General features: G+C 41.6%; 19 protein-coding genes. 8 read left to right on the top strand and 11 right to left on the bottom strand.

Annotated features, from left to right (window positions below; all coding sequences use genetic code 11):
• Window positions 1–173: 173 nt before the first annotated feature.
• Window positions 174–641 carry a YbbD-related protein gene (locus tag AC25CA_RS04380; RefSeq protein ID WP_486815830.1) on the bottom strand — a complete coding sequence of 156 codons (468 nt, stop codon included), beginning with the start codon at window positions 639–641 and terminating at the stop codon, window positions 174–176.
• A 343-nt stretch (window positions 642–984) separates the two neighbouring features.
• Here AC25CA_RS04380 and AC25CA_RS04375 point away from each other — a divergent pair, with 343 nt between their 5' ends.
• The 6 genes from AC25CA_RS04375 to AC25CA_RS04350 all read left to right on the top strand — a co-directional run bounded on the left by AC25CA_RS04375 (window position 985) and on the right by AC25CA_RS04350 (window position 5,571).
• Window positions 985–1,911, top strand: coding sequence for a hypothetical protein (locus AC25CA_RS04375; RefSeq protein ID WP_486815829.1), 927 nt, complete (start codon window positions 985–987; stop codon window positions 1,909–1,911).
• A 26-nt stretch (window positions 1,912–1,937) separates the two neighbouring features.
• On the top strand, window positions 1,938–2,372 hold the full coding sequence (locus AC25CA_RS04370; protein WP_486815828.1) for a hypothetical protein: 435 nt from the start codon (window positions 1,938–1,940) through the stop codon (window positions 2,370–2,372).
• A gap of 150 nt (window positions 2,373–2,522) precedes the next feature.
• The gene (locus AC25CA_RS04365; RefSeq protein WP_486815827.1) at window positions 2,523–3,173 is read left to right on the top strand and encodes an HAD family hydrolase; all 651 of its coding nucleotides are present in this window, start codon (window positions 2,523–2,525) and stop codon (window positions 3,171–3,173) included.
• A gap of 13 nt (window positions 3,174–3,186) precedes the next feature.
• Complete coding sequence (locus AC25CA_RS04360) at window positions 3,187–3,855, top strand: Crp/Fnr family transcriptional regulator (RefSeq protein ID WP_486815826.1); 669 nt, start codon at window positions 3,187–3,189, stop codon at window positions 3,853–3,855.
• 44 nt (window positions 3,856–3,899) lie between these two features.
• Window positions 3,900–4,616 carry a purine-nucleoside phosphorylase gene (gene deoD, locus AC25CA_RS04355; RefSeq protein ID WP_486815825.1) on the top strand — a complete coding sequence of 239 codons (717 nt, stop codon included), beginning with the start codon at window positions 3,900–3,902 and terminating at the stop codon, window positions 4,614–4,616.
• 127 nt (window positions 4,617–4,743) lie between these two features.
• Window positions 4,744–5,571 carry a metallophosphoesterase gene (locus tag AC25CA_RS04350; RefSeq protein WP_486815824.1) on the top strand — a complete coding sequence of 276 codons (828 nt, stop codon included), beginning with the start codon at window positions 4,744–4,746 and terminating at the stop codon, window positions 5,569–5,571.
• A 135-nt stretch (window positions 5,572–5,706) separates the two neighbouring features.
• On the opposite strand, the gene AC25CA_RS04345 is transcribed toward AC25CA_RS04350, so the two are convergent.
• The 4 genes from AC25CA_RS04345 to AC25CA_RS04330 are packed head-to-tail and all read right to left on the bottom strand — an operon-like array spanning window position 5,707 to window position 7,703.
• Window positions 5,707–6,066, bottom strand: coding sequence for a flavodoxin family protein (locus AC25CA_RS04345; protein WP_486815823.1), 360 nt, complete (start codon window positions 6,064–6,066; stop codon window positions 5,707–5,709).
• Between the two features lie 49 nt (window positions 6,067–6,115).
• Window positions 6,116–6,862 carry an acyl-[acyl-carrier-protein] thioesterase gene (locus AC25CA_RS04340; protein WP_486815822.1) on the bottom strand — a complete coding sequence of 249 codons (747 nt, stop codon included), beginning with the start codon at window positions 6,860–6,862 and terminating at the stop codon, window positions 6,116–6,118.
• Entirely contained in the window at window positions 6,840–7,079 is a 240-nt protein-coding gene (locus AC25CA_RS04335) for a hypothetical protein (RefSeq protein ID WP_486815821.1), read from the bottom strand. Before AC25CA_RS04335 ends, AC25CA_RS04340 begins: the two co-directional genes overlap by 23 nt.
• 3 nt (window positions 7,080–7,082) lie before the next feature.
• Window positions 7,083–7,703, bottom strand: a complete 621-nt coding sequence (locus tag AC25CA_RS04330) for an HAD family hydrolase (RefSeq protein ID WP_486815820.1) — start codon at window positions 7,701–7,703, stop codon at window positions 7,083–7,085.
• 107 nt (window positions 7,704–7,810) lie between these two features.
• Between AC25CA_RS04330 and AC25CA_RS04325 the strand changes: the two genes are divergently transcribed.
• On the top strand, window positions 7,811–8,050 hold the full coding sequence (locus AC25CA_RS04325) for a TIGR03905 family TSCPD domain-containing protein (protein ID WP_486815819.1): 240 nt from the start codon (window positions 7,811–7,813) through the stop codon (window positions 8,048–8,050).
• Window positions 8,051–8,135: 85 nt separating this feature from the next.
• Here AC25CA_RS04325 and AC25CA_RS04320 read toward each other — a convergent pair whose 3' ends face one another.
• Window positions 8,136–8,384: a CPF_0552 family protein gene (locus tag AC25CA_RS04320; RefSeq protein WP_486815818.1), complete on the bottom strand. Its 249-nt coding sequence runs from the start codon at window positions 8,382–8,384 to the stop codon at window positions 8,136–8,138.
• Window positions 8,385–8,537: 153 nt separating this feature from the next.
• Here AC25CA_RS04320 and typA point away from each other — a divergent pair, with 153 nt between their 5' ends.
• Window positions 8,538–10,352 (top strand): translational GTPase TypA, encoded by a 1,815-nt coding sequence (gene typA / locus AC25CA_RS04315; RefSeq protein WP_486815817.1) that lies wholly within the window; start codon window positions 8,538–8,540, stop codon window positions 10,350–10,352.
• A gap of 27 nt (window positions 10,353–10,379) precedes the next feature.
• On the opposite strand, the gene AC25CA_RS04310 is transcribed toward typA, so the two are convergent.
• The 5 genes from AC25CA_RS04310 to AC25CA_RS04290 all read right to left on the bottom strand — a co-directional run bounded on the left by AC25CA_RS04310 (window position 10,380) and on the right by AC25CA_RS04290 (window position 17,322).
• Complete coding sequence (locus AC25CA_RS04310; RefSeq protein ID WP_486815816.1) at window positions 10,380–10,556, bottom strand: hypothetical protein; 177 nt, start codon at window positions 10,554–10,556, stop codon at window positions 10,380–10,382.
• Between the two features lie 40 nt (window positions 10,557–10,596).
• Window positions 10,597–11,310, bottom strand: a complete 714-nt coding sequence (locus tag AC25CA_RS04305) for a response regulator transcription factor (RefSeq protein ID WP_486815815.1) — start codon at window positions 11,308–11,310, stop codon at window positions 10,597–10,599.
• Window positions 11,285–13,018 carry a cache domain-containing sensor histidine kinase gene (locus tag AC25CA_RS04300; protein WP_486815814.1) on the bottom strand — a complete coding sequence of 578 codons (1,734 nt, stop codon included), beginning with the start codon at window positions 13,016–13,018 and terminating at the stop codon, window positions 11,285–11,287. The genes AC25CA_RS04305 and AC25CA_RS04300 overlap by 26 nt, the downstream gene beginning before the upstream one ends.
• A gap of 87 nt (window positions 13,019–13,105) precedes the next feature.
• Entirely contained in the window at window positions 13,106–14,896 is a 1,791-nt protein-coding gene (locus AC25CA_RS04295; protein WP_486815813.1) for a flavocytochrome c, read from the bottom strand.
• Between the two features lie 206 nt (window positions 14,897–15,102).
• On the bottom strand, window positions 15,103–17,322 hold the full coding sequence (locus tag AC25CA_RS04290; protein ID WP_486815812.1) for a CehA/McbA family metallohydrolase: 2,220 nt from the start codon (window positions 17,320–17,322) through the stop codon (window positions 15,103–15,105).
• Between the last annotated feature and the right edge of the window lies 1 nt (window position 17,323).

The following is a 17,323-nucleotide window of genomic DNA, read 5'->3' as shown; positions in this document are numbered from 1 at the left end:
TTGCTTTTCTCTTTGTATTCCAACTTTTATAATATATATTCACCAAATAGGAAAGTTGCTAGAGAAACTGGTTTAATCAAAAACGAGCTATCCGTTTTACGGCATAACTCGTCCAGCTAAACGATAACTTTATTTTTCCACAGTACTTTGCTTTTACACAAAAATCTTAAACGCTATAAGAAATCACATTTTTCCGAACTTAGTTTCATCCAAAAATATATCTTAGAATCTTTTATCGCGTATATACATCCCTCGCCATTTAAAATTGTATATTCGTGTGGTTGTGCAATTATTTCTATCCTAATTTCATCCTTGAACTTTTTACTTTCATGAGTAACCATTTCTTTTAATACTTCTACGTCTAACACATCTTTATCCTTAGCGAATTTATCACTATCATTTAGCGAAAAATATCCATTACTTAAATTACCATCTAAATCATATGCAACATAAATATTGCTTGCATCATCTGGTAGATCACTTGGTATCCAACCATGTTCTATGATTTTACTCGCTTCTATTTTTGTATTGAAATTATACTCCATATTTTCTCTTATATGATATCTAAGCACCCTGCCACCTAAGCCCAAAAATGCAAAAATTACCATTAATACAATAAATATCATCGATTTATTTCTCATTTTACCCCCCTTCTTACCTTTAAAAAAATTACTGAATCCAAGTTCCTTTTATAAGGATTTTTCTCATTATTTCCATTTGATTAAGTATACTTGACCTTTAGTTTTCTGTCGACTTCATCTTCCATTCCTTGCACCATCTGCATGCTAGTTTAAACATCTACACCCCTGTCACGGATTCAATGGAAGAAAAGAATAACTAAATTTGTACGTCGATATAAATCACCTTCCAATATACTTTATAAACATTTGGAAGTTATTTTGACACTTATTTATTATTTAATATCAAATAGACTAAAATAACACAAACTGTTATTATTAAGATAGATGAATGAGAGGTGGTCAAATGAAAAATATGAGTATGAAATTGAGAGTATGGATTTTATTATTTGTTGTTTCTGTAGCAGTCAATATTTTTTTGGGAGTAAAAGAATACCAAGAGTTTCAAAGTGGAGGATATTCGATGGACCTCTTGAATGAACTTGAGTATGCTGAGCGAACTGAGCGAATCGAGCCTTTAAAGGAAGTAGCAGTGGAACGCTCAGACGAGTATTGGGAAAATAAACTCACTGAAATGAGAGAGCGAAAGAGTAATTCGGCGAAGATTAAAAATTTAGTTCTCGTTAAATATGACAATGGAGAAACGATGGTGATGGAAATATCTAAAACACCGTCAAGGGATTATAAAATTCTCGATATGTATTTTCTAGAGCATGGAATAGCGGAAAAACTTGAAATGCCAGATTTGCTTGCATGGACAAAGGAATACTTGGACGCGGGCGATGCTGCCTTTGCGGGCGGCACGGTTGAGGAATACCAAGCAGCAATTTCTGAGTTTGTTGGCGAAGAATTATTAGCCAAGAACATGGAGATGGCAAATGAATCCGTTGCTGATGTCGAAATCAATGGCAAGGTCTATACGCGCGAAGACAAACTGGGACTAATTTTTGGAGAAAAAGTAAAACGCGTTAAAATCACCACAGATTTCTCGCCCGTATACAGTGATATGAATTCAGAGCGGGATTTTTTCAAATATGTTTTTGTACGAAGTACCTGGAATCTGTACGATGAGAATGATGATTTGATTCGCGAAATGAGCAGTACAAAGATTAATATGCATTGGTTTCAAAAACAGGATGATCAATGGGTTTTATATAGCGCGAAAGAAGTCGCTTGGTTTCCCTATGATGGAAAGGAACATACCCGGGATTTTAACGGAGAACCTATCGCATTCACTCACTACAAGGATAATGAAATTAGTTTGACGCAATAGAAAAAATGCTTGGAGGTGGCAAGAGGATGAAACGATTTTGGATTGCGCTTTTGATTGTTATTTGCATTGTTGGTGTCTATGCGGTTACAACTTATGATGTGATCTACCATAACGATGTTTTTCGTGGTGAATCAGAATCCTGGAAGGGAGAGTATAGAATCAACGGCTGGTGGCTCTTCACGGAGAAAGGGAATCGTATAGAGTTTGACGGCCGGGTAGACGGAGTACTGACATTGACCTATTTGAAAGAGGTGGAGAAGCCCCCCGAATTAGATCATTTTGAAATTCACTATGATCTTGGGTCAGGAGGAGGATCAAAGATTGAGGATGATGTTGTGATGAAGCAGGTCTATCGTTTCAAGCGATTTAGTACGGGCGTACCCAATAAGGATGCTGTTCTGACCGCTGTTATCAATATGGATGGGGATATTCAGACGGTTGAATTGGTAAGGATTAAGTAAGCGTTTATTGCCAATCAATCACTTTTACGTTGGCAAACCGTTGTCAAAATCGAAAAAAAACGACTGAAAACGACTGAAAAATCGCTGAAAGCATTGATATGGCTTGACTCCTTGAAACCTTACCCGATATACTACCCATAACGAGGTGAGATGATGAAATATACAACTATTCTTTTTGATTTAGACGGTACCTTAACCGATCCCAAAATTGGCATTACCAGCGCAGTACAATACGCACTTAAGCATTACGGCATCCATGTTAATGATCTTGATCTCTTGGAGCCCTTTATCGGTCCTCCATTAACAGATTCATTTCAGGAGTTCTATGGTTTCACCGAAAAAGATTCACTTGAAGCCATTGAAGTCTACCGCGAATACTTCCGTGACAAAGGTCTTTATGAAAACGAGGTCTATCTAGGTATTCCAGAAATGCTCAACCGCCTGCATGCAGCAGGACATACCCTACTTGTAGCGACGTCAAAACCCACAGAATATGCCAAACGTATCTTAGTCCATTTTGATTTGGACCAATACTTTTCATTTGTCGGTGGCAGCACCTTTGATGGGTCCAGGTCTCTAAAAGCAGATGTCATCGCCCACGTTCATGATGATTACGGATTTGATCCCGCATCTACCGTTATGATCGGCGATCGAAAACACGACCTAATCGGCGCAAAAGAATTCGGATTGCCTGCCATTGGCGTTAGCTACGGTTATGGTTCAGTCGAGGAATTACAGAAAGAAAGACCGCTGGCTATCGTCAGTACTGTAGCTGAACTGCTTCAAATCTTATCTCAATAGAAAGAGGCTGATTATGAAGAAAAATCGTTCTATTCAAGATTTGGAATTATACATTGAACAATTTTCTCTGCAACAAGTTCTCTTGCCTGACTTGAGAAAAAGAATCGAGATTCATCAATTCGAGTCCAATGAATTGATTTGCCTACAGGATACGCCCGTCCATTTTTTATATTTTCTTGTAGATGGAGAGCTCGATATTTCCTCTGGCAATGAAGACGGGGCAACCATTACGATTACGCAGATTTCCCCCTTGGCTTCCATTGGAGCGATGGAATACTTTTCTCAAGTGACGTATTGCCAGACCGTCATTTCCCATACAGAATCATATCTAATCGCGATTCCTATAGAGATCGTCCAGGAATACCTATCGAAAAATCTAGCCTTTCATCAATTGCTTTGCAAGCACCTTAGCGAACGAAAAATTGATTCCTCAAAAAAGTATGCTCAAACCCTCTTGTACCCAGCAAAGGCACGCTTGTTAATTGTTTTATCAAAACTTGCTGATGAAAATGGTCTTGTTTCTGCTTATAAAAGCCAAGATCTCGCAGACTCCTTAAGCATTTCAACTAGGCACCTGAGACGTCTCTTGTCTCAGTGTGAGTCAGAAAATCTCTTAAAACGCCATGGACGTGGGCTTGTTCTTAATAGAAAATCAATCAAGCGGACACAGGTCCTCCTATAGATCGTAAAATGAGCGTATAATAAAATCAAAAAGGAGATTGACTTATGGCAACCGTTCATATTGGTGCAGAAAAAGGGGATATCGCAAAAACTGTTTTGATGCCTGGCGATCCACTTCGTGCTAAATTTGTCGCAGATCACTATTTAACAGAGGTTACTTTATTTAATGACGTACGAAATATGCTAGGATATACGGGCTATTACAAAGGCCATCGCGTTTCGGTAATGGGTTCCGGCATGGGCATGTGCTCAATGGGGATCTATTGTTACGAGCTCTATAAATTCTATGATGTAGAAAACATCATTCGAATCGGAAGCACAGGTGCATATGATCCTCACTTAAAGGTGTATGACCTGGTCATTGCAGAAAGCGCCTATTCAGAATCCACCTATGCCCTGGCACAATGCGGCAAGGATCGAGACTTTACCTATCCGTCAAAGAATCTGAATGACCAAATGATTGAAATCGCCCATCAAGGTGGTCACAATCCGGTTGTCGCACCGATCCATACCCACGACACCTTCTATGTGGAGAATACAGCGGAACATTTCAGTGAAAAGTTCAAAAAATATGGTTGTGTTTGCGTGGAAGACGAAAGTTTTGCTTTGTTCCACAATGCAGAAATACTGGGTAAGCAAGCTGCAACCATCCTAACCGTATCCAACAACTTGGTTGACAACACTTCAATCGACTCTGACAAGCGTCAAAACGCCTTAACGGCAATGATGGAAATTGCCCTTGAAACCGCGATTAACCTATAGCGCGAAAATGGTACTTCAAAAAGAGGAAATCGAAGAATGATTGATTTCCTTTTTGTTTGTCTAAAATTAAGAAAAAGTTCATGCCTTGTGACCCCCTCTTATGGTTCAATAAAAGAGAGGTGCCATCATGAAGAAAAAGCTGATAAAAATTGTTATTTTTCTGCTCGTTCTATCCGCTTTCGCTTGGACACAGAATGAGTGGATTCAAGTTACCAACCTAAACTATGAATCCAATAATCTTCCAGATCATTTCGACAAATATAAAATTCTGCAAATTAGCGACTTGCATAATCATCGATTTGGCTCCAAACAAAATCGATTGCTGAAATCAATTGAAACCATCTCCCCCGATTTGATCGTGGTGACTGGTGACCTGATAGATCGAAGACGGTACGATCTTGAACCGATTCGGGAACTTCTTGCCAATTTTCCAAAGTTGCCAACCTATTATGTCTCCGGCAACCACGAAATTTGGAGCGCTAACTACGCAGAAGTTAAATCTCTGATCGAAGTTAACGGTTGGAATGTCCTAGAAAATGAGACCGCAATTATCAGCCGTGGAGAAGATTCGATCCAACTGATCGGATTGATGGACCCTGCCTCTAGAGATCAAGGCGACATTCAATCACATGTTACTCAAAAGCTAAATGCCATTCCTCTTAATCATGAAGACTTCACCATTCTTTTGTCCCATCGTCCCAATCCCTTTGAAGTCTATGCCAACTACCCTATCGATCTGGTCTTTTCCGGTCATGCCCATGGTGGTCAGTTCAGGCTACCTTTCCTCGGTGGATTCATTGCTCCAGATCAAGGACTATTCCCAACCTACACGGAGGGTGCACATACTTTGAAACAAACCACGATGATCGTTAGCCGCGGACTCGGAAATAGCATTATTCCTCTGCGGGTTTTCAACCGACCCGAGTTGCTTGTTGTTACCCTAGAAAAAAAATAAGAGCCCAATTGGGCTCTCTTAACACGTTCTCACTTGTTCCAATACAGATTGCACTTTCTTCTCGGCAATTTCTGCCGAATCCTTCTTCCGAGTAATCACCGTCATCTTTTTTGTTTTTGGAAAAACAGTCTGAAACTATGGTAAAAATTCCTCAGGATCACTACTCCTATGGTTGATTAATAGATATAGGTTATCCGTTCGAATCTTATAGGTATATGCAAACGCTCGTACTGCTGGTGGAACATTGCCAACCCAAACTGGAGAAACCACAACAATCTTCGTATATGGATCCAATAATGTTAATCCACTCAAATGAATACTTCTCTTATTCTCCTTTTGACTGTCGTACCCCGCTTTTAAAAAACCCAAAGGACCTGAGAATCGTCGTTGTACCTCAACAATTTCACGTAAATTTGCATCCAATTCCTTTGCAATCCTCGCTGCATAAGCCCTTGAATGCCCACTTCTTGAATAGTAACAAACTAGCGTATCCATAGTACCTCCTCTTTCTCCCGCTTCGTTTATTTCCCTATTCCTTCAATACTTATTCCTTCTCTACCGACTCCCATTCGATTTCTAACACGGCAGCCAATTTTCCATCCTCTTTCTTTACTCTATGGATGGATTCTTTTTCCTCTTGTTTTGTTTCAATTCGTATATTCTCTCCCAAACGAGTTTCACATTTGAAAATAACATTCACATGCCTCACTCGATGTTTCCGAATCCACTCTAAGGACATCCCTTCAATCGCCCAAATTAAATATCTGGCGTTGTTCGTATGACGATTGATGTCAATATCCGCATATCCCACTTTTATTTCATGAGCATGCATGGGTTCAAACCGTGTCGGAATCTTTGAAAAAGACAATTTGTCCTTTTCATCACCGGTCAACCCATAGGCTTCCCGTAGCCAATCTGGTTTTTTCGCGATTTTTCTTTTTTCAAAATCAAAAAGCACCCATTTTGATTTTGCTTCACCAATAATTTGACCTTCACTGTTTCTAAACCAAAACTTCCGATAGGCATACAAGGTGTCAAATGCTGTTGATACAGTTGAAAGATCTATGGTGTCATAAGCAAAGAAATCTTTAGTCAAGGTATAATCCATTTGATACAGCATCCACCCCAATCGATTGTCCCGCAAGCGTGCAATGCCAACGCCACATTCCTCACTTTGAAGGGTTGCTAGATCCTGCATATATAGAAGAACTGCCTGTGGTAATACACGGTTCCACGCATCCACCTCATAGGAGTGCACCAGATAGCCCCTATTCGCTTTCCTTGCCGTCATTGAACTCTCCCCTATTTAACTCTTTGTAGGCCTTCAGCACCCATTCTTTGTAGTCAGGATCCACTTCCAGATGACCCCAACCATATTCCAACTGAAAAATTCCATTCAATCCCGCCTGATGATAAGACTGAATATGATAGGGAATCCCTTCTTCAATCAAAATCTCGGCCATCCATTCCGCCTCGATTTCATTATTAAGAACCAATACTTTTTTCATTTTTTACTCCAATCGATAATTTGCTTTAAACTCTTCTAAAAAAGATTCAAAATTAACATAGTGAATCGCTTCCATCCCAACAGCTCTGGCCCCTTCTACATTGATCATGGAATCATCGATAAATAGGCAATCCGCCACAGACAAACCCAGTTCCTCAGCTGTCCTCAAATAGATTTCCTGTTCTGGTTTCACCATGTGAACGTCACAAGACCACAAGCTATAATCAAACCAGCTGATCCAATCGAACTGTCTTATAATCGACGGAACAAAATCTCTCGGCATATTAGACAAGATTCCCAATTTTTCCATCCTGTCTCGATTCCTTCCTATAAAATCAATCATTTGGCAGTTTTCCGAAACCCAGCTTTCTTCATCAACAACAATCAGGGTTTCAAAGATTTCTTCAGAGATCACAATTCCCACTCTCGCCAAAACTTCAGTCCAATATTCTCTCCGAGAAATGGTTCCTCGGTCATATTCAATTCTCATATCGAAATAACTCTGAAAAAAAGAGGCTTCATCGATTCCAACGGCAACCATCATACCATTTCGCGCTTCATCCTTTTGAGGAAGTCCCAAAACGCCACCAAAATCAAAAATCATTCCTCGAATCCGTTTTTTCATTATTTAGCCCCCTTCTTACTGTAATATTATACCAAACCTAAGCACTTCTTGCTTGCATGAATTGTAATTTTCGTTTATTATAAATAAATCATTAAGGAGGACTTTATATGACAACAATAGCAACACAAGGCGTTTGCTCCCGAGCCATTGAGTTTGATGTGCAAGATGACATCGTAAAATCTGTTAACTTTATTGGCGGCTGTCCTGGTAGCCTAATTGGAATCTCTGAATTGGTCAAGGACAAACCTGTCGATTTCGTTATTGAAAAATTAGAAGGGATTCGATGTGGCGGTAAACTCACATCATGCCCCGATCAATTTGCCAAAGCATTAAAGGCACAACGATAAAAAATCCGGAGTGAAATGAGTTGTCCGAGTCAACTCATTTCTGCTCCGGATTTAATCTTTCCAACAAACTTTTTTCCAATCTAAACTAGATAATTACCATCTGCGCCGTTACCCGCGACAAGCCATTTAATTGATCCACCAATTCTTGAATTTTCGCCTCTTCTGCTACAACTTCCAAAACTAATAGTCCAGAAGGCGAGCAAATATCCGCTGGCACATCATGAAGTCCCAAGCGTACTTTAATGTAACATCCAAAATCTGTAAGCATCTGTTGCATTCTTGTTGCCGATTCTTCTCGATTTTCATTTTTAATAATAACTAACTTGTAATTCATTGTAAACCCTCCTTTTTTTCTATCTATAACTTACCCGGAAATCGATTTTTTCACACAATTCTGTTTTTTTTCTTCCTAATACCTGAAATAACTTGCTCTTCCCAGCCGAAACAGGTATAATTGAACACTGTGCAACAGAATTGGAGGAAATTCATGAAAAGTAACGATAAAATTCGCAATATCGCCATCATCGCTCACGTCGATCATGGCAAAACGACATTAGTCGATGAATTACTGAAACAGAGTGGCGCCTATAGAACCAATGAAGCCATTGTTGAACGAGCAATGGATTCAAACGCCTTAGAAAAAGAACGTGGAATCACTATCCTATCAAAAAACACAGCAGTCTTATACAATGACGTAAAAATAAATATTGTCGACACACCCGGCCATGCCGACTTCGGTGGTGAAGTTGAACGTGTATTGAAAATGGTAGACAGCGTGATCCTTTTAGTTGATGCTTTTGAAGGACCCATGCCGCAAACGCGTTTTGTATTGAAAAACGCTTTGGCTTTGGAATTACCTGTCATCGTCTGTGTCAACAAAATTGATCGACCAGACGCGCGTCCCGAGGCTGTTATTGATGAAGTCTATGACCTATTTATCACACTAGACGCCAATGATGAACAGATTGAATTCCCTATCGTTTATACATCGGCTAAAAATGGTACCGGCAGCTTAACGCCCGATGGCGAACAAAAAGACTTAAAAGTTCTCTTTGATCAAATCATCGAACATATGCCTGCTCCCGAAGCCGATACAGAAGCGCCCGTACAAGTCTTAATCTCCACCATTGATTACAACCCATACGTAGGACGAATCGGTATTGGTAAAATCGAACGTGGTATTCTTAATGTTGGTGATGAGACAATTATCGTCAACAAAGAAAATGATCAATCAAAAAAAGTACGGATTACCAAGCTCTTTACTTTTGACGGTTTGAAGCGTATTCCGGTTCAAACAACAACTGCCGGTGACATCATCGCCTTGGCAGGCATTGAAGATCTTCAAATCGGTGATACCGTTTGTGATCCGAGAGACCCAAGTCCATTGGATTTCGTCAAAATTTCAGAGCCAACTCTATCCATGGTATTCTCGGTCAACAACAGTCCCTTTGCCGGACGTGACGGTAAGTACGTTACTTCTCGACAAGTGCGTGACCGTTTGATGAAACAGTTGAACACGGATGTATCCCTACGAGTTGAGGAAACAGAAGCGACAGATGCTTTTAAAGTATTCGGTCGTGGTGAGCTTCATCTTTCTATTTTGATCGAAACCATGCGTCGTGAAGGTTACGAATTTATGATTTCAAAACCTCAGGTCGTAATCAAAGAAATCAATGGCAAAAAGCATGAACCGATTGAGCATGTTACGGTTGATTTACCGAATGAATATGCTGGATCTGTTATCGAACGATTGGGCCGCCGTAAGGGGGAACTAGTCAACCTGCTTCCCGTTGGCGACGATTACACCCGTTTGGAGTTCCAAATCCCAGCCCGCGGATTGATCGGTTACCGATCACAATTCATGACTGATACCAAAGGAACCGGCGTAATGAATTCCATCTTTGACGGCTATGAGCCATTCAAAGGAGAGATTCCACATCGTGATACCGGTTCATTAGTAGCTACAGAGCCAGGTGTTTCTGTGACCTATGCTTTGTACAACCTACAGGATCGCGGTGTTCTCTTTATTGGCGCTGGAGAAGATGTATACGAAGGAATGGTTGTTGGCCAGTCAAATCGCCCAGAAAACATTGAAGTCAATGTTTGCAAGCGTAAAAAATTGACAAGCGTTCGCTCGGTACAAGCCGATGAAAAACAAATTATGGTGCCCCCAGTGAAATTATCATTGGAAGGGGTTATGGAATATTTGGGTGATGACGAATTAATCGAAATCACACCAAAGGTATATCGCCTTCGTAAGAAATTCTTAAACCGCGATGAGCGAAAGAGAGCCAACAGATAAATAAACAGTATAAAAGAAGTCTAGGTGTTATTTCCTAGACTTCTTTCTTTTTATCTCTGCAATTGTTATCATTAAGAATCCGCCACCTGCAAGTATAGAAATACCTCCACGAATCCATGCGCCACTCTCCAGATAGGTAAAAGCCAAAAAGAATAATACCAAACTAATAATGATATGAAACTCCTGTTTTCCCCGCGCCTTCATGCCTACCCCTCCTTGGCTTATAGATACCCAAGACAAGGTTTTATTCTACCTCTAATTGAAATGCTTTTGGTGCCAGCCCAGTCATCCGTTTAAAAATTCGGCTGAAATAGTGCTGGCTTTTATAGCCGCAGGCTTCCGCCACTTCATAGATCTTAATCTCGCGGCTTGCTTTCATCATTTCTTTGGCCGCATCAATACGAATACAATTCAAAGCTTCCACAAATCCACCGCCAGTTTCTTTCCGCAAAAGGTTGCTGAGATAATTGGGACTTAGTTCAAACTCAAGGGCCACTTGCGTTAAGTCCAGCTCATCATCTTGATAGTGCACCTGCAAATATCTCATCACACGCGTAATGAAGGGCGAATACAGGCTCGTATCCGACCTTTTCGCTGCTTGACAGGTCACAATCACCCGACGTAACTCTTCCTCCTCAACTGGCTTTAAGAGATAATCTGACACCCCAAGACGCATAGCCTTTTGCGCATACTCGAATTCCTCGTAGCCAGAAACAATCACCAACTCAGTCCGCAGCTGCAGGGTTTTAATATCTTGAATCAATTCAATTCCATTACGCTTGGGCATATTTATATCGATAAAGGCAAGGTCTGCACGCAAGCGTTTCAACTCTTGTAGAGCAATTTCTCCATTTTCCCCGGTTCCGACAATCTGTACATCCAAACCAAGGTTTTCTATTTGCCGCGTCAATCCACGCAAAATTTTTGGTTCATCATCCGCCAAGAAGATTCGAATCATCTTGCTTTCCCTCCTTTTGAATCCAAAGAGATATCTGACTGCCCTTCCCCTTTTCGCTTTCAAGTTTTGCATCAAAGGAATCACCATAGATCAAGCGAAGCCGTTCAATCACATTGTAAAAACCAACCCCTTGTCCACCTTGAACCCCTGTATCGATCATTCCTTGAAGAAGATCGGCTTCTTCCTTTGACATTCCAATCCCGCTATCGTAAATTTCGAAGCGAATTTGATGTTCTTCATCCCGAACAAAAATACGGATCCATCCAGGTCCATCCTTCTCCTTAATCCCATGATAAATGGAGTTTTCCACCAGGGGCTGTAAAATTAATTTGGGCACTCGATAGTCTAAAATAGCAGAATCTGCAGCAATTTCATACTGAATTTTCTCTTCATATCGCAAAACCTGAATTTGCAAGTAACTCTCCACATGATCAAGTTCCCGTTTAACCGTAGTCCATTCACTACCCCGATTTAATCCATTACGAAATAGGGTGGTTAGAGCACGAATCCCTTGGCTCAAATCCCTGGCACCCGCTTCAATGCTCATATAATACAAGGTATCCAATGTGTTATAAAGAAAGTGCGGTGTAATCTGCATTTGAAGCGCTTTTACTTCCGCCATTCTTTTTCTCTTTTCCTTGTCTTCCACTTCTTCGATCAGAAACTGAATTCGACCAAGCATATGCTGAAAACTCTGACTCAAGTTACGAATCTCCCGAATCTTGGTTGGCGGATACTCGCCCTTAAAGTTTCCACTTTGAACCTCCCTTGTCAATCGCTCAAAAGCCACAATCGGCCGACTCAACGAGGAGGACAACAGCGAAATCAGGAGCATGCCCAAAAGAAGAATTGCGATACCCAGCACAAATAACTCACTTTGAAGATCCATCACACCAGCAAGAATTCGTGTCTTATCATAAGAAGAAACTATGGTCCATTCTGATAAGCCTTGTATCGGTAAAAAATCGACCACATAATCATCTAGCGAAATTGTTGCCAAGGATTGATCAGATTTAATCCAACTCGCAATTTCTGATTCAAAACCCTGATCCGACCGCAATTCCTCTGCCGAAAAAAATATCGTATGTTCCTCTAGATTATGTGCAAATACAATCCCTTCTTGATTAAGTAGTGCCCAGCTTCCTTCTGGATTCTGCGTCTTCGATACCAAGGTAGTCAAAGCTGAAATATCCACAGCGGCTGATAAATACCGTTCAGTTGTCCCCAAACCTTCCACACGGACAAGTATAACAACAATGGGGTGCTGTCGATCCAGGGACCAAATCGGATTCGAAATCACAGCATTTTGATCCGGATGATTTTGCAGCTGTTGAAAATAGGGTCTCGAAGAGATATCGATCATTCCGCCATTGCTAATCTGATTAATTCCCTCTAGATCAACGATGCCCAAAGACTCATAGCGATCCGACAAAGCATCTGCATATCGGCTTGCCTCTTTTCGCATGGCTGTCTCATCACCAAGCAAAAAGATTTCATTGATGGCCAGTACCTGCAATTCTGCTATCCGTTCATGGATCCAAGCATCAACAGTCTCAGACCGAGCCTGTAATACCTGACGATGCATTTCATAGGTTTGAGGAACTAAATTTTTTTGTAATTTTGATTGGGTAAAGAATAAAAAGATCAGCACAATGGGTAACAAAAGTCCCAAAAATGCCATCATCATTCGCGTACGTATAGAAGTCATCGCTTCTCCTTTCAAACCTTCCCTATTGTATTAAAAAGTCCTGGAAAAGTAAAGAAGCAGGCATCTGCCTGCTTCTTCTAATCGTACTTATTTTACAACATTTCGACCGGCTATTCGACCGAAGACAATGACGTCTGTCACCGCATTACCACCTAGACGGTTGCTTCCATGAATCCCGCCAGTTACTTCACCAGCTGCAAATAATCCCTCTACAATTTCACCGTCTTGATTGATCACTTGTGCTTCTTCATTAATCATCAAGCCGCCCATGGTGTGATGTACCGATGGCACCACGCGTTGCAAATAGAATGGTCCCTCTGCGATCGGACGAAGAGCACCCTTCTTGGCAATCTCAAGCTCAACTTGGCCTGCAACAAATTGATTGTAGTCGGCTACAGTTGCTGTCAGTGCTTCTACATTAACACCCATGGCATCCGCCGCTTCTTCTAGAGTCGCCGCTTCCACCAACAAACCCTGATCCTTCAATGTCGCAAACTCTTGCGCATGAACCTCAGTCATATGGCCTTTCGTCTCAATTTCTTGTCCCCAAAGAAGATAGGCACTCGCTGAAGTTTGGGCCAAAATTCCGCGTGAAACCACATCTCTACGATCCATTTCGTTGACAAAGCGTTCCCCTTCTACATTGACTAGGATTCCGCCGTCAAAACGTGTGTTGGCAACATAAGAGATAATACCCGTTACCGGATTGCACATAGGGTAGGTTTGAATATACTCCATGCCAATCAATTCTGCGTTGACCGCTTGGGCCATTACAATCCCATCACCCGTCGTTCCCGGTTGATCCGTTGTCATATAACGATCATCCAATTCTGGATTGTATTGCATTCTCATTTCCATATTTGATCCAAAACCGCCGGTCGCCATAATAACACCTTTGGCAGCGTGGAAAGTAATTGCCTCACCATTGGCCGCTTCAGCTACAATACCCACAACGCGTCCGTCTTCAATCAACAATTCATTCGCCTTGACTTCCGTTTTGATCGTCACGCCATTTTCTTGAGCGCGTGCTGCTAGTTTTTCAATCAAGTCAGTACCATGATTACCTGTGGCAATAATGGCACGAGCCACAGAGTGTCCGCCAAATTGTTGCAGACGATCTTCCATAAATCCAACACCCAAATCATCTTTCAACCATACTGCTGCATTTAATGCGTTGTCAGCTAAAATATGAACCAGACTTGGATTAGCCAGATTGTCTCCACCCTTCATGGTGTCCTCGAAGTATAATTCAATGCTGTCGTCTACGCCAACAGCCGTCTGTGCCCAGCTGCCCGGCACATTCAAACCACCACCAGAAACCATAGTATTTCCACCGATAAATGGCATTTTTTCTATTACAACAACATTGGCTCCGGCTTCAGAAGCTTCCACAGCCGCTGCAAGTCCAGCTCCACCGGCACCAACGATCACAACATCATAAGTTTGATCCGCTTCTTCTGTTGCCTTTTCCAAAGCAATTACCATGTCTGTTGTAAAATCAGCTTCCGTTGCGCCCGCTTTAGAAAGAGCATCTCGAATGGCTTCCAACAAACCATAACTTGTCAGGCTCGCGCCGCTGACCGCTTCCACATTCGTGGAGTTGTTTGCTACAACCGCCGCAATAACTTGTGTAATCGCAGCATCCGAGATTCCTTCTGTATCGCCGCTAGACAATACCTTCGCCTCAGTGATCACACCACCTGCAATGGTTACCTCCACCTCAATATCTCCATTTTTTCCTTCCCCGTTTCCGGTAAAGGTTCCCTCTTGAATGGCTGATTCGACTGTTTTCGCTTCTTCAACTGTCGATCCTTGCGAACATCCCGCAAGGGTCATAATCATCATTAGGATCAATAGTACAGATAAGATTCGCTTCATGATTTGTTCCCCCAAATTGTTTTTAATTTCACAATCGATTATATCGAGAATCGCCTTCCTTGTATTTACATAAATCACGGTTTTTTTGCACAAATCAACACACGCCTTCAAATTTGTTTCATAAGAAAGACACCTTGCATTATTCAAGGTGTCTTCTCATCACTCTCTAACTGTTCGTATTCCTCTCATAGAGAACGTTTCATCTATTAGTCAACCCATATTGGGCTGGACCAAGCCATGTGCTCGTCTTCTTGTGTAACGCGCAGATAATAATAATGCTCTTGTTCATCCTTTACTTTTTTCATTCTAAAATCACAGGCATGCGCTTGGCTTGTTCTCGTCTCAATCACCTGATTGTCTTCCAGTAATTCAACAATCAAATTCTTGGTACCAAGCACGCTTGCTGTTATTTCATATTCTTCGCCCTTGCTGCAAGTTATTTCCGATCCCATTTCCTGTCCTTGGATTCGGAAGGATACCAAAATTCTTGTTCCTGATGTCGCATAGACACAACGGTCATACAGCGCATCAAATACATTCTCCCGCGTATTTTCTGCGACATAGGCCGCCACGATACCGCCTTCAATTCCATGTTCCATTTGATGCGAGTCACTTCCAGCTCCGATACCAAATCGATATCCCCTTGCCAGTGCATCTTGAACGCTATGTTTCTTCAATTGTGGGTTGTTTTTCGTATACTTGGATGTATTCCCATAGTATTCAAAGGGTGCATGTCGAGAATAAATCTCCACCATTCGTTGAACCTCTTCATCATGAAAATTCCAATCGGTCGCTGCACTGACAATGGTCCAAGTTGCAGCCGGATGATGAGGAAATGCCATGCCCTTATACTTCTTTACACTGGCAAAGAGGTCGGTTGGCGTCATGCCTTCAGAATCTCCCGAACGAAAGAGTTCGCCTTCATCACCGCGATAATAAACATTTTTATGTCCAAAATCATATTTATATTCATTCGGGGTCCACTCATAGGCCAAAAGTGCTGACAAGGCTCCTTCTTCATTTACCAGGCGACAGGTCGTTCGAAGCCATTCCCATTCCGATTCTGACATCCAATCCGGGTAACAATCATGATCAGTTAGAGCCGTAAATTCTAACCCAGCACCGACTTTAGCGAAATGGTAATATTGATCAAGCTGTCCAACCCCATCCGACATACCGCTTTGTCCATGAATATCACCAAAGACAATACGTTGATCCTGATAACCATTCTTTTTCAACCATGCCTCAGCCTCACTAGACTCGACTTTCTCCATGATTTTTTGAGTTTCTATGGGTTTTGTAAATGCGTCCAGCCCCATATCCAGGGAGGCGTCCGCATATAGGTCAAAGTCCTTTAAAGCCAAATCCGTATAGATGATTGCGGCATTTCGATCCATGTGTCCATTCACATTGGCAAATTGCCAAACTACTTGTATCTTGTTTGCATCGTCAATCACAACCTGTGGATGAACCGCTCCCGTCCCATCTTGAAAGGACATAGCCACCGGATCCGACCAGCTTTGGCCCGGTTTGCGATAGCGGACACGAATCGAAGTTTTCCCCCACGTATAGGCACATACGGCAATGCCTTCTTGGTTTGCATCCAGAGAAATATCTTGATACCAGTCTACGCCATTGGCGATTTTTTGAAAGTCTTTCACAACCATCTCCTGATTCTCAACCTGTAAAATACAAGCATTATAGGAGAATTTCGCTTCTCGCCCAAAATCATACCAAAAAACAAGTATTCCATCCTGCGATGCTTTGACCTTTGGATAGGTTGCCCATTCCTCACTGCGACTAATAACCTGTTCCGCTGACCACTCATCCTTGATGCGGACCTTGGTAACCAGATCATAAAATTTTCCATTGAACCGGTCATAAACAACAAATAGATTCCCATTCTGATCAACTGCAGCTGCTGGACGATAGGTTTTTTCCGAGTCGCTGACGACTACCGTTTCAGAAATCTCAGACTCATTAACCCACGTCATGCAGGTTTGACTTTTTCCCGATTTTTGGCATGACCAAGCAACCATCAACTTGTCTCCATCATCATTTAAAGACAGATAAAAATTGGCTTCGCTTCTGTGGAGAAGAATAACTTCACCATAGATTCCATTTTTCAAACTCCGAACAAATACACACCAATTTTCATCTACTTTTTCCACCCAGCCAAACCAAATGACATCCTTGATCGCATGAACTTTTGGCATTAAGGCCTGCCCGCTGCCAGAAAGTTGAGTCCTATAGAGGACTTTTCCCTCCACAAGTTGGCCTGCAACAATATAATCATGCTTGTCTTTCATCTCTTGCCATACCACATATCTTCCACCCTGACCTGAAATTGTCAGATCAGGATATTGACAGCTGACTTTATCCAAATCAGTCAACCAAAGCGATCGTTCTTTTCTATTTAATTCCATG

This window comes from Gottschalkiaceae bacterium SANA (genome assembly GCA_036323355.1).
In the GTDB taxonomy this organism is placed as follows: Bacteria; Bacillota; Clostridia; order Tissierellales; family GPF-1; genus GPF-1.
This window is presented reverse-complemented; position numbering and strand designations above follow the sequence as displayed.

Excerpts from the sequence above, each read along its gene's own strand:
- AC25CA_RS04380 (WP_486815830.1), bottom strand. The coding sequence starts at position 641 with ATGAGAAATAAATCGATGATATTTATTGTATTAATGGTAATTTTTGCA.
- AC25CA_RS04375 (WP_486815829.1), top strand. The coding sequence starts at position 985 with ATGAAAAATATGAGTATGAAATTGAGAGTATGGATTTTATTATTTGTT.
- AC25CA_RS04370 (WP_486815828.1), top strand. The coding sequence starts at position 1,938 with ATGAAACGATTTTGGATTGCGCTTTTGATTGTTATTTGCATTGTTGGT.
- AC25CA_RS04365 (WP_486815827.1), top strand. The coding sequence starts at position 2,523 with ATGATGAAATATACAACTATTCTTTTTGATTTAGACGGTACCTTAACC.
- AC25CA_RS04360 (WP_486815826.1), top strand. The coding sequence starts at position 3,187 with ATGAAGAAAAATCGTTCTATTCAAGATTTGGAATTATACATTGAACAA.
- deoD (WP_486815825.1), top strand. The coding sequence starts at position 3,900 with ATGGCAACCGTTCATATTGGTGCAGAAAAAGGGGATATCGCAAAAACT.
- AC25CA_RS04350 (WP_486815824.1), top strand. The coding sequence starts at position 4,744 with ATGAAGAAAAAGCTGATAAAAATTGTTATTTTTCTGCTCGTTCTATCC.
- AC25CA_RS04345 (WP_486815823.1), bottom strand. The coding sequence starts at position 6,066 with ATGGATACGCTAGTTTGTTACTATTCAAGAAGTGGGCATTCAAGGGCT.
- AC25CA_RS04340 (WP_486815822.1), bottom strand. The coding sequence starts at position 6,862 with ATGACGGCAAGGAAAGCGAATAGGGGCTATCTGGTGCACTCCTATGAG.
- AC25CA_RS04335 (WP_486815821.1), bottom strand. The coding sequence starts at position 7,079 with ATGAAAAAAGTATTGGTTCTTAATAATGAAATCGAGGCGGAATGGATG.
- AC25CA_RS04330 (WP_486815820.1), bottom strand. The coding sequence starts at position 7,703 with ATGAAAAAACGGATTCGAGGAATGATTTTTGATTTTGGTGGCGTTTTG.
- AC25CA_RS04325 (WP_486815819.1), top strand. The coding sequence starts at position 7,811 with ATGACAACAATAGCAACACAAGGCGTTTGCTCCCGAGCCATTGAGTTT.
- AC25CA_RS04320 (WP_486815818.1), bottom strand. The coding sequence starts at position 8,384 with ATGAATTACAAGTTAGTTATTATTAAAAATGAAAATCGAGAAGAATCG.
- typA (WP_486815817.1), top strand. The coding sequence starts at position 8,538 with ATGAAAAGTAACGATAAAATTCGCAATATCGCCATCATCGCTCACGTC.
- AC25CA_RS04310 (WP_486815816.1), bottom strand. The coding sequence starts at position 10,556 with ATGAAGGCGCGGGGAAAACAGGAGTTTCATATCATTATTAGTTTGGTA.
- AC25CA_RS04305 (WP_486815815.1), bottom strand. The coding sequence starts at position 11,310 with ATGATTCGAATCTTCTTGGCGGATGATGAACCAAAAATTTTGCGTGGA.
- AC25CA_RS04300 (WP_486815814.1), bottom strand. The coding sequence starts at position 13,018 with ATGACTTCTATACGTACGCGAATGATGATGGCATTTTTGGGACTTTTG.
- AC25CA_RS04295 (WP_486815813.1), bottom strand. The coding sequence starts at position 14,896 with ATGAAGCGAATCTTATCTGTACTATTGATCCTAATGATGATTATGACC.
- AC25CA_RS04290 (WP_486815812.1), bottom strand. The coding sequence starts at position 17,322 with ATGGAATTAAATAGAAAAGAACGATCGCTTTGGTTGACTGATTTGGAT.